Raw genomic sequence first — 14,734 nt, 5'->3', positions numbered from 1 at the left:
CTGCGTGCCATCTGCCCGCGGTGTGGGCCGCACGCCTCTCGATGGTCTGAAAAAGATGCTGGATAATAAAGCATGACCCGCTTGACGGCTAGCGCCGTCGGAGACCCTTGCAATGCCTGACCAAGATGTACGCTTGCAACACCTGAAAGTTTGGCTCGATGAGCAGTTGGCAATCCTGTTTGCAGATCAGGGCTGGGGCACCGTGCCCCCGGCCACGTTGACTGCGGCCAGCAGCGACGCGAGTTTCCGCCGTTACTTCCGCTGGGAAGGCGAGGGTCGCAGCTTCGTCGTGATGGACGCGCCGCCCCCCCAGGAAAACTGCAAACCGTTCGTGGATATCGCTTTTTTGCTGGCGAAATCCGGAATAAATGTGCCGAAAATTTATGCCGAGGACCTCGAGCGCGGATTTCTTTTGCTCAATGACCTGGGCAACCAGACCTATCTCGACGTGATCGATGGCGAAAATGCCGACGCATTGTTCGCCGATGCCTTGCAAGCGCTGCTGGCTTTTCAGCAGTTGCCGATGGTTGCACCGTTGCCGAGCTACGACGTTGCCTTGCTGCGCCGTGAGCTGGAACTGTTCCCCGAGTGGTATGTGAAGCGTGAACTCGGTGTCGAATTTGATTCGACTCAGCAACAGCAGTGGCAGCAGGTTAGTGATCTACTGATCGACAGCGCACTCGCTCAACCCAAAGTGCTGGTACACCGCGACTACATGCCACGCAACCTGATGCTCAGCGAACCGAATCCCGGCGTGCTGGATTTCCAGGATGCGGTTTACGGCCCGGTGACCTACGACGTGACTTGTCTGTTCAAGGACGCCTTCCTCAGCTGGCCTGAAGAACGCGTACGTGGCTGGCTGGAAAGTTATTGGCAACAAGCCTCGGCGCTGAATATTCCGGTGCAGCCGGACTTCGAAGACTTCCTGCGTGCCAGCGACCTGATGGGCGTGCAGCGTCATTTGAAAGTTATCGGCATCTTCGCGCGCATTTGTCATCGTGATGGCAAGCCGCGTTACCTGGCCGACGTGCCACGTTTCTTCTCCTATATAGAAGCGGTGATTGCGCGTCGTCCTGAATTGGCCGAACTGCAAGCGCTGTTCACCAGCCTGCGGGGTGGAGCAACAGCATGAAGGCAATGATTCTGGCGGCAGGCAAAGGCGAGCGCATGCGTCCGCTGACCCTGACCACGCCGAAACCACTGGTGCGTGCCGGCGGTGTTCCCTTGATCGAATATCACCTGCGCGCCCTCGCGGCCGCAGGATTCAACGAGATCGTGATCAACCACGCCTGGCTCGGTCAGCAGATCGAGGATTATCTGGGTGACGGTTCGCGATTTGGTGTGAGCATTCAGTACTCGCCCGAAGGCGAGCCACTGGAAACCGGCGGCGGGATTTTCCGGGCGCTGCCGATGCTTGGCGATGATGCGTTCCTGGTGGTCAACGGTGATATCTGGACCGATTATGACTTCAGCGTCCTGCACCAGCCGATCAACGGACTCGCGCATCTGGTCCTTGCGGACAACCCGATGCATCACCCGAACGGTGATTTCACGTTGGCCGACGGCCAGGTGATCGATGGCCAGCCTGACGCTGCAACCCTGACCTACAGCGGCATCGCTGTGCTGCATCCGCAACTGTTCGATGGCTGCACCGACGGCGCGTTCAAGCTGGCACCGCTGCTGCGCAAAGCCATGGCGGCTGGCGAAGTGAGTGGCGAACGCCTGAAAGGGCACTGGGTCGATGTCGGTACGCATGAGCGTCTGGCCGAAGCTGAAACATTGATAGAAGCGAGTCGCTGACATGTTGTGGCCAGGGACTCTGATTGGAGCCGGAGCGGGTTTTGCAATCGCCAGCATTCCGGGGGCCATGCTTGGGGCATTGTTGGGGCAGGCGCTGGATCGGCGTCTGAACCTGCAAAGCTTTGGGCATCTGCGGGAAAAACTCGGCGGTCGGCCGATGCTGCGCAACGACGAACTGTTGTTTGTGTTGCTCGGGCGTCTGGCCAAGAGTGATGGTCGGGTTACCGACGGGCATATCCAGCAGGCACGCAACGAGATGCGTGCGCTGGAGATGAGTGAGCCGGCAACGCGCCGCGCCATCGCGGCATTCAACCGTGGCAAGTCTGAAAATGACAATCTGCGCGGTTATCTGCGGCGCTTGAGCGCGCAGCCCCATGCGGCCGAGGGTGTCTTGCGTGCGTGCTGGCGGATGGTCTGGGCCGATGGTCGTGCTGGCGTCAGCGAGCGTGAATTGTTGGCGCAGTGGGGCAAATGGCTGGGATGGACAACGCATCAGGTGCAGGCGCTGGCCAGTGATTACGAACCGGGCAAGCGTCCGATCGTCAGTGCTGCAGTGAGCTATCAGGAGGCGATGCGTTTATTGGGCGTGTCGGCGTCCAGTGAACCGGCGCAGATCAAACGGGCCTATCGGCGCCTGCTCAGTCGTCATCATCCGGACAAGATTGCCGGAACGGGGGCGACGCCAGCGCAGGTGCGTGAAGCGACTGATAGAACCCGGGAGCTGCACAATGCTTATACGTTGATTCGTGAGCGGCGGGATTTTCGCTAGTCGTTAGAGCTGTGTTGGCGGTGATGGCCCCTTCGCGAGCAAGCTCGCTCCCACATTGGATCTGCGTACACAATCCATTGTGGGAGCGAGCTTGCTCGCGAATGAAGGCGCCTCGGTCTTATTCGGTCAGTCCGTGTTCTGCGGATTCAGCCAGCCACGCACCCGACGGAACAACTGTTCCTGCTCAGCCTTGTTGTCTGGCAAGGCTCTGAGCGCCACTTGGCTGAACGCCGAAGTCTTCAAGCGCTTGCTCGCCTGCATGCGTTCCAGCGCGGCGTTGCGATCCAGCGGCTTGTCCATATAGAAAATATCTGCGGTCGGCAGCTTCAGCGTTGGCGTCAACTCGGCCAGTGGCGGTTTGGCCTTGGCTGGCATCTGCGCATCGACCATGACGAACTTCTCTACCTGCGCGGTTTGTTTCTCGCCCAGGTATCGCGCGGCCCAATAGGCGCCAGTGCCGTGTCCGAGTACGACAATGCTGCGTGCGCTCTGCTGTTCGGCGTAGGCAATCGCGGCGTCGATGCGCGCGAAGATGCGTTCGGCGTCAGCCTTGGATTGTTCTTCAGTGGTTTCGGCGACCACTTGATCCGCCACTTCGGCTTCACCGCCAGCGGCTTGTTCAATTGGCTGCGCGGTAGTGGAGTCCTTGCTACCCGACTCCGGTGCTTTCGGCGCAACCGGCGCTTCAACCACGCGCGGTGCGATGGCGTCGCTTTGCAGGTCGGGCAGGGTGATACTCAGGCTGCTCCATTTTGCATCCGGCAGTTTGCGCCGCAATGGGCCGATTGCCTGCGGCCAGTCAGCGGTTTCGCCGGCGCCAGGGATGATGATCACCGCGCCTTTGGGCTCGGCGGTGTTGGCCGGTTTCCACAGGGCGAGGAAGCTGTCGCTGCCAGCCTGCAATTGTTGCTGTTCTTGCGCCGGGACTTTACGTTCCAGTGCGGCGGCCTCTTCCTGACTACGCTCTAGCAGTGGCTGGCGTTCGGCCGGTTTTTCTTCTGCCGGTTTTTCCGCCGCAGGAGTAGGGTCGGCGGCGTTGACGGAAAACGCACAGGGCAGGATCAGCGACAGGCACAATGCTGGCATTGCCAGGCGGTAAACAGAGGGCATCGGTTATTCCAGGCCAGAAAGTATCCCGGCAGCCTAATGGGTTGGTCAGAATTTGTCAGTGTATGAGACTTCAATGAAGCGATTTTGCTGCCTGTGGGTTATCGGCTGTTTGTGGTTTCCCTTGATGGGCTGGGCGGCGCCTGCGCCCCCGGCCCACGTTGCGCAATTGTCGGCGGGCCAGCAGCAATGGCTGGCGCAGCACAATGAACTGCGCGTCGGTCTGGTCCTGCAAGCACCGTATGCGCAATACGACCGGCGTTTGCAGCGGCTGTCCGGGGCCAATGTCGAACTGATGAAGTTGTTGGCCAAGACGCTCAATGTCGAACTGAGCTGGCGTAACTTTCAGGATCTCGCACAACTGGAAACCGCCGTGCGCGAGGGCGAGATCGATATCGCTCCGGGCCTGAGTCAAACCCCGAGTGCGTTGCGTCTGTGGCAGTTCTCCGATCCCTACATGCGCGTGCCGCAACTGGTGGTCAGTGATCAGAAGGCCAGTGGCGTGATCGATCTGGAGAAACTCGACAGCCAGGTCCGCGTCGCCGTGCGCATGCCCAGCAGTACTGCCGATTACCTGCGCGGCAACTATCCACACCTGAACCTGCAAGGCGTGCCGCTGGAGCGTCAAGCCTTGCAGTTGCTGTTGACGCAGCAGGCCGCCTACGCCGTGGTCGACGAGGCACAACTCGGGCGGTTGTCGGTAGAGCCGGAGTTCGCCGAGCTGGTGGTGGTCGGCGATATCGGCCTGCCGCAACTGCTGCGAGTCGGTTCGCGCCGTGATTGGCCGGAGCTGGCCGGTATTGTGCAAAGTGCTTTGCGCGCGATTCCGGCCAAAGATCTGGAGCAACTGCACAACCAATGGCTGCAACCGAAATACCCGCGACTGTCGGAGTCGCCCGGCTTCTGGCAGAACCTCAGTCTGTTGTTTGCGGTGATGCTGCTCAGTTGTGTCGCGATCGTGTTCTGGCAGCGCCGCCAACAGCACAGCCTGGAGCAGCGATTGCTGGCCGCCCGGGAAGACATCGCCTTGCGCGCGGCCAGCGAAGAAGCGCTGCGGTTGACGCAGTTCTCCATCGATCAAAGCACCGTCGGCATCCTCTGGGTCAACTGGGACAGCCATGTGCGCTACGCCAATCGCGCGGCGGAAAACATGCTCGGTTACCCCTCAGGCGGGTTGATCGAGCGTCCCCTGATCGACTTCGAGCCGGGGCTGCACATGGATCGCTGGCTCAATCTGTGGAAGCGCGCGCGGGCCAGCGAAGAAGGGCCGCTGAGTTTCGAAACCAGTTGCGTGCGCGCCGACGGCAGTGTTTTGCCCGCGGACGTGTCGCTGAGTTTCCTGCGCTTTCGCGACAGCGAATACCTGGTGGTTTACCTCACCGATGTCACCGAGCGCCGCCGGGCACTGGCGGCGTTGCAGGAAAGCGAGGCGCGTCTGCAAGGCATTGCGGCGAATGTGCCGGGGCTGGTGTTCCGTCTGGAGCGGGCACCGGTGACCGGGCAGATCGACTTTGCCTACATCAGCGAGGGCAGCGAAAGTCTGGTCGGTTATGCCCCGGCCACCATTGCCCATCGCGACATGGGCCTGCGCAGCCTGGTGCATCCCGACGATAAGGCGAGTTATCACCGCACTCAGGATCAGGCGCTGGACACCGACAGTGACTGGTCATGGCAAGGCCGGATCCTCACGCGTCAGGGCGAGCAGCGCTGGGCCGAGATCAAAGCGATCACTCGCCAACTGGAGGGCGGCGCGTACGTGTGGGACGGCATCGTCTGGGACATCAGCGAGAGCAAGCGTATCGAGCTGGAACTGGCGGCCTCCCGCGAGCAACTGCGCGAACTGTCGGCGCACCTTGAAAGCGTGCGTGAAGAAGAGAAGGCGCGAATTGCCCGCGAGGTTCACGATGAGTTGGGGCAGATGTTGACGGTGCTGAAACTGGAAACATCGATGTGCGAACTGGCCTACGCGCAACTCGATCCCGGTCTGAACGAACGGTTGAACAGCATGAAGCGCCTGATCGCCCAGTTATTTCAATTGGTGCGTGATGTGGCGACGGCGCTGCGACCACCGATTCTCGATGCCGGGATTGCGTCGGCAATCGAGTGGCAGGCGCGGCGGTTCGAGGCGCGTACGCAGATTCCATGCCTGGTGCAGGTGCCGGACAATCTGCCGGCGCTCAGTGATGCCAAGGCGATTGGCCTGTTCCGGATCCTGCAGGAGGCGCTGACCAATGTGATGCGCCATGCCCAGGCGCATACTGTGGAACTGACGCTGGCGCTGGAAGGCGACGAATTGTGTCTGACGGTCGCCGATGATGGCGTAGGATTCGTCGCCGCTGCAGGTCGGCCGACTTCGTTTGGTCTGGTGGGCATGCGCGAACGGGTGCTGATCATGGGCGGGCGGCTGACGCTGGAGAGTGAGCCGGGGGAGGGCACCAGTCTGGTGGTGCGGGTGCCGGTGAGTGAGGTTTGAAGGTTTGTGGTGTTTGGGCTGACGCTATCGCGAGCAGGCTCGCTCCCACAGGGATTGGTGTGTACCTGAAATCTGGAGAAAAAATTTGATCCGTGTACTGGTAGCCGAAGACCACACCATCGTCCGCGAAGGCATCAAGCAATTGATTGGCCTGGCCAAGGATCTGCAAGTGGTGGGCGAGGCGAGCAATGGTGAGCAACTGCTCGAAACCCTGCGCAGCGTGCCGTGCGAAGTGGTGCTGCTCGACATCTCCATGCCCGGCGTCAATGGCCTCGAAGCGATCCCGCGCATCCGTGCTCTGAACAATCCGCCAGCGATTCTGGTGCTGTCGATGCATGACGAAGCGCAGATGGCTGCTCGGGCGCTGAAGGTTGGCGCCGCCGGGTATGCGACCAAGGACAGTGATCCGGCGTTGTTGCTCACCGCCATTCGCAAGGTCGCGGCCGGTGGGCGTTACATTGATCCGGATCTGGCGGATCGCATGGTCTTCGAAGTCGGCCTGACCGATGCGCGGCCGCTGCATTCGTTGCTGTCGGAGCGCGAATTCTCGGTGTTCGAGCGCCTGGCCCAAGGCGCCAACGTCAACGACATCGCCCAGCAACTGGCCCTGAGCAGCAAAACCATCAGCACCCACAAGGCGCGTTTGATGCAGAAACTCAACATCACCTCGCTGGCCGAACTGGTCAAATACGCGATGGAACACAAACTCCTCTGATCAGCACTGTTCCCCTGTGGGAGCGAGCAGGCTCGTTCCAAAGGGGATCTGCTTTGGATCCGGATTGTGCGCATATCCCTAAGCGACACGCGTTTTTGCCATTGCTTGTGGCTCGCAGCTTGTCGCTTGTCACTGCCTTATCCATTAGCGCCATCCTTGTAGGGCAATCCCTACCCCCAACCTTCCATCCGGCTGAGGCGATTCTCTCCTGCGCCCCGATTTGCGCGCCTGTCAGCAACCACTAGGCTTAATCCACAAGCAGTCATCAACAACAAAGGTGTGGGTATGAGCCAGGTCGAAACAAACGCAGGGGCCAGTGATGTGCTGGTCAGCTTTCGTGGAGTGCAGAAGAGCTACGACGGCGAGAACCTGATCGTCAAAGACCTCAACCTGGACATCCGCAAAGGCGAATTTCTCACCCTGCTAGGTCCATCCGGTTCCGGCAAGACCACCAGCCTGATGATGCTCGCTGGCTTCGAAACACCGACCGCCGGCGAAATTCTGCTGGCCGGGCGCTCGATCAACAACGTGCCGCCGCACAAGCGCGACATCGGCATGGTGTTCCAGAACTACGCGCTGTTCCCGCACATGACCGTGGCGGAAAACCTCGCGTTTCCACTGACCGTCCGTGGCCTGAACAAAAGCGACGTCAGCGACCGCGTGAAAAAAGTCCTCAGCATGGTTCAGCTCGACGCGTTCGCCTCGCGTTATCCGGCGCAATTGTCCGGCGGTCAACAACAGCGTGTGGCGTTGGCCCGTGCGCTGGTGTTCGAACCGCAACTGGTGCTGATGGACGAGCCTCTTGGCGCCCTCGACAAGCAACTGCGTGAACACATGCAGATGGAAATCAAACACCTGCACCAGCGCCTCGGTGTAACCGTGGTCTATGTGACCCACGATCAGGGTGAAGCGCTGACCATGTCCGACCGCGTGGCGGTATTCCATCAAGGCGAAATCCAGCAGATCGCCCCGCCCCGCACCCTTTACGAAGAGCCAAAAAACACCTTCGTCGCCAACTTCATCGGCGAGAACAACCGCCTCAACGGCCGCCTGCTCAGCCAGACCGGTGAGCGTTGCGTGGTCGAGTTGGGCCGTGGCGAAAAGGTCGAGGCGCTGGCGGTCAACGTCGGCCAGACCGGCGAACCGGTGACCCTGTCGATCCGTCCGGAGCGCGTCAGCCTCAACGGTTCGAGCGATCAATGCGTTAACCGCTTCTCAGGGAGGGTGGCGGAATTCATCTATCTGGGCGACCACGTCCGGGTGCGCCTGGAAGTCTGCGGCAAGACCGACTTCTTCGTGAAACAACCGATTGCCGAGCTCGATCCAGCGCTCGCCGTCGGTGACGTGGTACCGCTTGGCTGGCAGGTCGAGCACGTACGCGCGCTTGATCCGCTTTTAGAGGCGAACTGATCGCCCCGGCAATACCAACACCAACCCTGCACGTGGAGAGAACAATAAATGTTGAGATCCCTGAAGTTCACCGCCCTGACCCTGGGCCTGATGGGTGCGGCCAGCGCGATGGCCGCCGGCCCGGATTTGACCGTGGTGTCGTTTGGCGGGGCGAACAAGGCGGCGCAAGTCAAAGCCTTCTATGCACCGTGGGAAGCGGCGGGCAACGGCAAGATCGTCGCCGGCGAATACAACGGCGAAATGGCCAAGGTCAAAGCCATGGTCGACACCAAGAGCGTGTCGTGGGATCTGGTGGAAGTTGAATCGCCAGAGCTGTCCCGTGGCTGCGACGAAGACATGTTCGAACAACTCGACCCGGCACTGTTCGGCAAGACTGAAGACTACGTCAAAGGCGCGATTCAGCCGTGCGGCGTGGGCTTCTTCGTGTGGTCGACCGTACTGGCTTACAACGCCGACAAGCTGAAAACCGCGCCGACCAGTTGGGCGGATTTCTGGGACACCAAGAAATTCCCGGGCAAGCGTGGCCTGCGCAAAGGCGCCAAGTACACCCTCGAATTCGCGCTGATGGCCGACGGTGTGGCGCCGAAAGACGTCTACAAAGAGCTGGCGAGCAAGGGTGGCCAGGATCGTGCGTTCAAGAAGCTTGATGAGCTGAAGCCAAGCATTCAGTGGTGGGAAGCCGGCGCGCAACCGCCGCAATACCTCGCTTCCGGTGACGTAGTGATGAGCTCGGCCTACAACGGTCGCATCGCTGCCGTGCAGAAGGAATCCAACCTGAAAGTGGTGTGGAACGGCGGCATCTATGACTTCGACGCCTGGGCCATCCCGAAAGGTCTGGACGCCAAGCGCGCCGAAGCGGCGAAGAAATTCATCGCTTACTCAGTACAGCCGCAGCAGCAGAAAACCTACTCGGAAAACATCGCCTACGGCCCGGCTAATACCCAAGCCGTACCGCTGCTGGCCAAGGATGTTCTGAAAGACATGCCGACCACCCCGGAAAACATCGCCAACCAGGTGCAGATCGACGTCAGCTTCTGGGCTGACAACGGCGAGCAACTGGAGCAGCGCTTCAACTCCTGGGCTGCGAAGTAACCCGAGCATACGGGCCGACGGCTTTCCGGATGATCGTTCCCACGCTCTGCGTGGGAACGCCGCCCGGGACGCTCCGCGTCCCCGTGTGACGCAGAGCGTCACTGGATTCATTCCCACGCAGAGCGTGGGAACGATCAGTAGCAAAAGTTCGAGGTGGTATTCACCACCTCTGTAACGATCAAAGATTTGCGGAGTACGTCATGGCCATCGCCGTTCCCCTGAACGAGGGCACCAGCCCCACCTTGAAGCAGAAGCTCAAGCGCGCCGAGCGGGTCAACCGCTGGAAGGCTCAAGCGCTGATTGCGCCGCTGGTGCTGTTTCTGTTGTTGGTGTTTCTGGTGCCGATCGTGGCGCTGCTCTACAAAAGCGTCGGCAACCCCGAAGTGGTCGGCGGCATGCCGCGCACCGTGGCGGCCATCGCCAGCTGGGACGGCCGCGGCCTGCCCGCTGAACCGGTCTATAAAGCTGCCGGCGAAGACCTCGCCGAAGCGCGCAAAAACCAGACGCTGGGCGATCTGTCCAAGCGCTTGAATATGGAGTTGGCCGGCTATCGCAGCCTGTTGACCAAAACCGCCCGGGCGCTGCCGTTTGCCAGCGAGCCGGCCTCTTATAAAGAAGCGCTGGAAGGTCTCGACGAACGTTGGGGCGACCCGGCCTACTGGCAAGCGGTCAAACGCAACACCAGCAGCATCACGCCTTACTACTTGCTGGCGGCTGTGGATCATCGCATCGACGACCTCGGCGAAATCGCCCCGGCTACTCCGGATCAGGCGATCTACCTCGACATCTTCGCCCGCACTTTCTGGATGGGCCTGGTCATCACCGTGATCTGCTTGCTGCTGGCTTATCCACTGGCGTACCTGCTGGCCAACCTGCCATCGCGACAAAGCAACCTGCTGATGATTCTGGTGCTGCTGCCGTTCTGGACATCGATCCTGGTACGAGTCGCCGCGTGGATCGTGCTGCTGCAATCGGGCGGGCTGATCAATAGCGGTCTGATGGCCATGGGCATCATCGATAAGCCGCTGGAACTGGTGTTCAACCGTACCGGCGTGTACATATCGATGGTGCACATTCTGCTGCCGTTCATGATCCTGCCGATCTACAGCGTGATGAAAGGCATCTCGCCGACCTACATGCGCGCGGCGATTTCCCTCGGCTGCCACCCGTTCGCCAGTTTCTGGCGGGTGTACTTCCCGCAGACCTACGCCGGTGTTGGCGCCGGTTGCCTGTTGGTGTTCATCCTCGCCATCGGCTACTACATCACCCCGGCGCTGCTCGGCAGCCCGAACGATCAAATGGTCAGCTACTTCGTCGCTTTCTACACCAACACCAGCATCAACTGGGGCATGGCCACCGCGCTGGGCGGGCTGTTGCTGCTGGCGACCGTGGTGCTTTATCTGATTTACAGCTGGCTGGTCGGCGCCAGTCGCCTGCGCCTGAGCTAAGGGGAATTCGAAATGCTGAGTCCTTACATGTCGCCCATTGAACGGGTGTGGTTCTACAGCCTGCGGATCCTCTGCGGCCTGATTCTGTTGTTCCTGATTCTGCCGGTGCTGGTGATTATTCCGCTGTCATTCAACTCGGGGAGTTTTCTGGTCTATCCGCTGCAGGGTTTCTCGCTGCAGTGGTACCACGACTTCTTCGCCTCGGCGGAATGGATGCGCGCACTGAAGAACAGCATCATCGTCGCCCCGGCCGCAACGGTGCTGGCGATGGTCTTCGGCACACTGGCGGCGATTGGCCTGACCCGTGGCGACTTCCCTGGCAAATCGCTGGTGATGGCGCTGGTGATTTCGCCGATGGTGGTGCCGGTGGTGATCATTGGTGTGGCGAGTTATCTGTTCTTCGCGCCGTTGGGTTTGGGCAACAGCTTTTTCTCGCTGATTGTGGTGCATGCGGTGTTGGGTGTGCCGTTTGTGATCATCACCGTGTCGGCGACATTGCAGGGGTTTAACCACAACCTGGTGCGGGCGGCGGCGAGTCTCGGTGCATCGCCACTGACGGCGTTCCGCCGGGTGACCTTGCCGCTGATTGCGCCGGGGGTGATTTCCGGGGCGTTGTTTGCGTTTGCGACGTCGTTTGATGAGGTGGTGGTGACGTTGTTTCTTGCCGGGCCTGAGCAGGCGACGTTGCCACGGCAGATGTTCAGCGGGATTCGCGAGAACCTCAGTCCGACGATTGCCGCTGCTGCCACGTTGCTGATCGCCTTCTCCGTCATTTTGCTGCTGACCCTGGAATGGCTGCGCGGGCGTAGCGAAAAACTGCGTACGGCTCAGGTTTAAGGGCCAGATCAAAAGCTTACCCCCTCACCCCAGCCCTCTCCCCCAGGGGGGCGAGGGGGAAGGGGAGCAGATCGTTGTGCTTTTCAAAACTCGAGTTCGACTCGGTATCGCACGTCGGTGTACCTCTCCCATCCACCTCGGTCAGTCCCCTCTCCCTCCGGGAGAGGGCTAGGGTGAGGGGCTCTTGATCTTCTAACCGATCAACCATTCACCACCTGAATAGCAGACAACCCCAAATCCCCAGCTAATCTTGTGCCCAGCTCCCACATCTATAAGAGGCTGCGCACGATGAGTCTGTCCCAGTTCAAAATCGCTCACAAACTGATCACCGGCGCCGCCGCCATCGAACAACTGGCCGCTGAGCTCACGCGCCTGGACATCGACAATCCACTGATCGTCACCGACGCCGCGCTGGTCAAATCCGGCACCGTCGAGCTGGCGCTGGTGCAACTCGGTGGGCGCGACTACGAGATTTTCGACCGCGTGCTGCCCGATCCGGAAATCGCCATCGTCGAAGACTGCATGCGCGTTTACCGCGAGGGCGGGCATGACGGCTTGATCGGCCTCGGTGGCGGCAGTGCCATCGACATCGCCAAAAGCGTCGCCGCCTACGCCGGTTACCACGGCGCGCTGGAAGATCTGTTCGGCGTCGATCAGGTGCCACGCAAAGGCCCACCGCTGATCGCCATCCCGACCACCGCGGGCACTGGCTCTGAAGTGACCAATGTTGCGATCCTCTCGGACAAAGTCGCACAGTTGAAGAAAGGCATCGTCAGCGACTTTCTATTACCGGACGTGGCGCTGGTCAGCCCGCAGATGACCCTGACCTGCCCACGCAGCGTCACCGCCGCCAGTGGCGTCGACGCCTTGGTGCACGCGATCGAATCCTATCTGTCGGTGAATGCCTCGCCGATCACCGATTCTCTGGCCATCGGCGCCATCAAGCTGATCGCCAAAGCGCTGCCCAAGGCCTACGCCAACGGCGCCAACCTGCAAGCGCGCGAAGACATGGCCACCGCCAGCCTGATGGCCGGCATGGCGTTCGGCAATGCCGGGGTCGGCGCGGTGCATGCGCTGGCCTATCCGCTGGGCGGGCGCTTCAACATTGCCCATGGCGTGAGCAACGCCTTGCTGCTGCCGTATGTCATGACCTGGAACAAGATGGCCTGCGTCGAACGCATGCAGGATATTGCCGAAGCCATGGGGGTGAAGACCGCTCATTTGAGTGCAGCCGAAGCGGCAGACAAAGCTGTGCAAGCGATGACCGATTTGTGCGCGGCCGTGGAAATCCCGGCCGGGCTGCGTAGTTTCGGCGTGCCGGAAGAGGCGATCCCGGCGATGGCCGTGGAAGCCGCGGGCATTGAGCGGCTGATGCGCAATAACCCGCGCAAACTCAGTGCTGTCGATATCGAGAAGATCTACCGCGCAGCGTATTGAGTCAGCGCCGGTCATCCGTCATGGCATAACCCAATCATCGCGGTCACGGTGCGCGCTTGGAAACTTGAGGTATACAATGCGCGCCATCGTGATTTAGCTCAGAAAAGGTGCGTCATGCAGCCCTTCGTAATTGCTCCGTCGATTCTCTCCGCCGACTTCGCCCGCCTCGGCGAGGAAGTAGACAACGTTCTCGCCGCTGGCGCCGACTTCGTCCACTTCGACGTCATGGACAACCACTACGTGCCAAACCTGACCATCGGTCCGATGGTCTGCGCGGCATTGCGCAAGTACGGCGTTACCGCGCCGATCGACGCGCACCTGATGGTCAGCCCGGTGGATCGCATTGTCGGCGACTTCATCGAAGCCGGCGCCACCTACATCACCTTCCACCCGGAAGCCACGCTGCACGTCGATCGCTCGCTGCAGCTGATCCGTGAAGGTGGCTGCAAATCCGGTCTGGTGTTCAACCCGGCGACCCCGCTGGACGTGCTCAAGTATGTGATCGACAAGGTCGACATGGTCTTGCTGATGAGCGTCAACCCGGGCTTCGGCGGGCAGAAATTCATTCCTGGCACCCTCGATAAACTGCGCGAAGCGCGGGCGATCATCGATGCCTCGGGCCGTGACATCCGCCTGGAAATCGATGGCGGCGTCAACGTCAACAACATCCGCGAAATCGCCGCTGCTGGCGCTGACACCTTTGTTGCCGGCTCGGCAATCTTCAATGCACCGAACTATCAGGAAGTCATCGACAAGATGCGTTCCGAACTGGCGCTGGCTCGCCCATGAGCGGGTTTGAGCAGCTGTTCCCGGGGAAACTGCCACGGCTGGTGATGTTCGATCTGGATGGCACACTGATCGACTCGGTTCCGGACCTGGCAGCCGCCGTGGACACCATGCTGCTCTCTCTCGGCCGGCAACCGGCGGGCATCGATTCGGTGCGCGAGTGGGTGGGCAACGGCGCGCCAGTACTGGTGCGCCGTGCGTTGGCCGGTGGTATCGATCATTCGGCGGTGGATGACGTCGAAGCCGAGCACGCGCTGGAAGTATTCATGGACGCCTACGGCGCCAGCCATGAGCTGACCGTGGTCTATCCCGGCGTGCGCGACACTCTCAAGTGGCTGCACAAGCAAGGCGTGGCCATGGCGCTGATTACCAACAAACCGGAGCGCTTCGTCGCGCCGCTGCTGGATCAGATGAAGATCGGTCGCTACTTCAAGTGGATCATCGGTGGCGATACCCTGCCGCAGAAAAAGCCTGATCCGGCCGCGCTGTTTTTCGTGATGAAAATGGCCAACATCCCGGCCTCGCAATCGTTGTTCGTCGGCGACTCGCGCAGCGACGTGCTGGCGGCGAAAGCGGCGGGGGTCAAATGCGTGGCGCTGAGTTATGGCTACAACCACGGCAGGCCGATCGCCGAGGAATCCCCGGCGCTGGTGATCGACGATCTGCGCAAGTTAATTCCCGGTTGCCTCGGTTCGGCCGCTGAGATAACGTTGCCCGACGCTGCTCAATCCCATTCTGGAAACGCCATCGTGGTGGTCACTCGCAAACTCTGGATGAAAGTCATCAAGGCCCTGGCCCGCTGGCGTTGGCGCGCCTGACTTGTTCCTGGCCGGCCTGCCGGCGCGTTTGCATATCTGACT

13 protein-coding genes are annotated in these 14,734 nt (G+C 60.8%); 12 read left to right on the top strand and 1 reads right to left on the bottom strand.

Annotated elements, in window-relative coordinates:
* Window positions 1-112 precede the first annotated feature (112 nt).
* Genes AC0ZWN_RS11935 through AC0ZWN_RS11925 form a run of 3 tightly spaced genes read left to right on the top strand, consistent with a single transcriptional unit; the run spans window position 113 to window position 2,569 of the window.
* A complete protein-coding gene (locus AC0ZWN_RS11935) occupies window positions 113-1,132 on the top strand; it encodes an aminoglycoside phosphotransferase family protein (RefSeq protein WP_476335163.1) in 1,020 nt (339 codons plus the stop codon).
* Window positions 1,129-1,800 carry an N-acetylmuramate alpha-1-phosphate uridylyltransferase MurU gene (gene murU / locus AC0ZWN_RS11930; protein ID WP_476335162.1) on the top strand — a complete coding sequence of 224 codons (672 nt, stop codon included), beginning with the start codon at window positions 1,129-1,131 and terminating at the stop codon, window positions 1,798-1,800. The genes AC0ZWN_RS11935 and murU overlap by 4 nt, the downstream gene beginning before the upstream one ends.
* A gap of 1 nt (window position 1,801) precedes the next feature.
* Window positions 1,802-2,569 (top strand): TerB family tellurite resistance protein, encoded by a 768-nt coding sequence (locus AC0ZWN_RS11925; protein ID WP_476335160.1) that lies wholly within the window; start codon window positions 1,802-1,804, stop codon window positions 2,567-2,569.
* Window positions 2,570-2,695: 126 nt separating this feature from the next.
* On the opposite strand, the gene AC0ZWN_RS11920 is transcribed toward AC0ZWN_RS11925, so the two are convergent.
* The gene (locus AC0ZWN_RS11920) at window positions 2,696-3,679 is read right to left on the bottom strand and encodes an alpha/beta hydrolase family protein (RefSeq protein ID WP_476335158.1); all 984 of its coding nucleotides are present in this window, start codon (window positions 3,677-3,679) and stop codon (window positions 2,696-2,698) included.
* A gap of 73 nt (window positions 3,680-3,752) precedes the next feature.
* On the opposite strand from AC0ZWN_RS11920, the gene AC0ZWN_RS11915 reads away from it, so the two are divergent.
* From AC0ZWN_RS11915 to AC0ZWN_RS11875, 9 genes are all read left to right on the top strand, one after another.
* The gene (locus tag AC0ZWN_RS11915) at window positions 3,753-6,149 is read left to right on the top strand and encodes a PAS domain-containing sensor histidine kinase (protein ID WP_476335157.1); all 2,397 of its coding nucleotides are present in this window, start codon (window positions 3,753-3,755) and stop codon (window positions 6,147-6,149) included.
* Window positions 6,150-6,234: 85 nt separating this feature from the next.
* A complete protein-coding gene (locus tag AC0ZWN_RS11910; RefSeq protein WP_116028308.1) occupies window positions 6,235-6,864 on the top strand; it encodes a response regulator in 630 nt (209 codons plus the stop codon).
* Between the two features lie 285 nt (window positions 6,865-7,149).
* Entirely contained in the window at window positions 7,150-8,274 is a 1,125-nt protein-coding gene (locus AC0ZWN_RS11905) for an ABC transporter ATP-binding protein (protein ID WP_194935294.1), read from the top strand.
* A 48-nt stretch (window positions 8,275-8,322) separates the two neighbouring features.
* Complete coding sequence (locus tag AC0ZWN_RS11900; RefSeq protein WP_008085222.1) at window positions 8,323-9,366, top strand: ABC transporter substrate-binding protein; 1,044 nt, start codon at window positions 8,323-8,325, stop codon at window positions 9,364-9,366.
* A gap of 200 nt (window positions 9,367-9,566) precedes the next feature.
* A complete protein-coding gene (locus AC0ZWN_RS11895; protein ID WP_093441896.1) occupies window positions 9,567-10,814 on the top strand; it encodes an ABC transporter permease in 1,248 nt (415 codons plus the stop codon).
* Between the two features lie 12 nt (window positions 10,815-10,826).
* A complete protein-coding gene (locus tag AC0ZWN_RS11890) occupies window positions 10,827-11,651 on the top strand; it encodes an ABC transporter permease (protein ID WP_016985352.1) in 825 nt (274 codons plus the stop codon).
* 288 nt (window positions 11,652-11,939) lie between these two features.
* A complete protein-coding gene (locus tag AC0ZWN_RS11885; protein ID WP_093441891.1) occupies window positions 11,940-13,088 on the top strand; it encodes an iron-containing alcohol dehydrogenase in 1,149 nt (382 codons plus the stop codon).
* A 114-nt stretch (window positions 13,089-13,202) separates the two neighbouring features.
* Window positions 13,203-13,877, top strand: coding sequence for a ribulose-phosphate 3-epimerase (gene rpe, locus AC0ZWN_RS11880; protein WP_007918813.1), 675 nt, complete (start codon window positions 13,203-13,205; stop codon window positions 13,875-13,877).
* The gene (locus tag AC0ZWN_RS11875) at window positions 13,874-14,692 is read left to right on the top strand and encodes a phosphoglycolate phosphatase (protein WP_034155098.1); all 819 of its coding nucleotides are present in this window, start codon (window positions 13,874-13,876) and stop codon (window positions 14,690-14,692) included. The genes rpe and AC0ZWN_RS11875 overlap by 4 nt, the downstream gene beginning before the upstream one ends.
* The last annotated feature ends 42 nt before the right edge of the window (window positions 14,693-14,734 follow it).

Source organism: Pseudomonas sp. 3B-A001-10F, assembly GCF_056313565.1.
The sequence above is the reverse complement of the archived record's forward strand: the minus strand, read 5'-3'. Positions and strand labels throughout refer to the sequence as shown.

Coding starts and splice junctions, on each gene's coding strand:
- AC0ZWN_RS11935 (WP_476335163.1), top strand. CDS start 113: ATGCCTGACCAAGATGTACGCTTGCAACACCTGAAAGTTTGGCTCGAT.
- murU (WP_476335162.1), top strand. CDS start 1,129: ATGAAGGCAATGATTCTGGCGGCAGGCAAAGGCGAGCGCATGCGTCCG.
- AC0ZWN_RS11925 (WP_476335160.1), top strand. CDS start 1,802: ATGTTGTGGCCAGGGACTCTGATTGGAGCCGGAGCGGGTTTTGCAATC.
- AC0ZWN_RS11920 (WP_476335158.1), bottom strand. CDS start 3,679: ATGCCCTCTGTTTACCGCCTGGCAATGCCAGCATTGTGCCTGTCGCTG.
- AC0ZWN_RS11915 (WP_476335157.1), top strand. CDS start 3,753: ATGAAGCGATTTTGCTGCCTGTGGGTTATCGGCTGTTTGTGGTTTCCC.
- AC0ZWN_RS11905 (WP_194935294.1), top strand. CDS start 7,150: ATGAGCCAGGTCGAAACAAACGCAGGGGCCAGTGATGTGCTGGTCAGC.
- AC0ZWN_RS11900 (WP_008085222.1), top strand. CDS start 8,323: ATGTTGAGATCCCTGAAGTTCACCGCCCTGACCCTGGGCCTGATGGGT.
- AC0ZWN_RS11895 (WP_093441896.1), top strand. CDS start 9,567: ATGGCCATCGCCGTTCCCCTGAACGAGGGCACCAGCCCCACCTTGAAG.
- AC0ZWN_RS11890 (WP_016985352.1), top strand. CDS start 10,827: ATGCTGAGTCCTTACATGTCGCCCATTGAACGGGTGTGGTTCTACAGC.
- AC0ZWN_RS11885 (WP_093441891.1), top strand. CDS start 11,940: ATGAGTCTGTCCCAGTTCAAAATCGCTCACAAACTGATCACCGGCGCC.
- rpe (WP_007918813.1), top strand. CDS start 13,203: ATGCAGCCCTTCGTAATTGCTCCGTCGATTCTCTCCGCCGACTTCGCC.
- AC0ZWN_RS11875 (WP_034155098.1), top strand. CDS start 13,874: ATGAGCGGGTTTGAGCAGCTGTTCCCGGGGAAACTGCCACGGCTGGTG.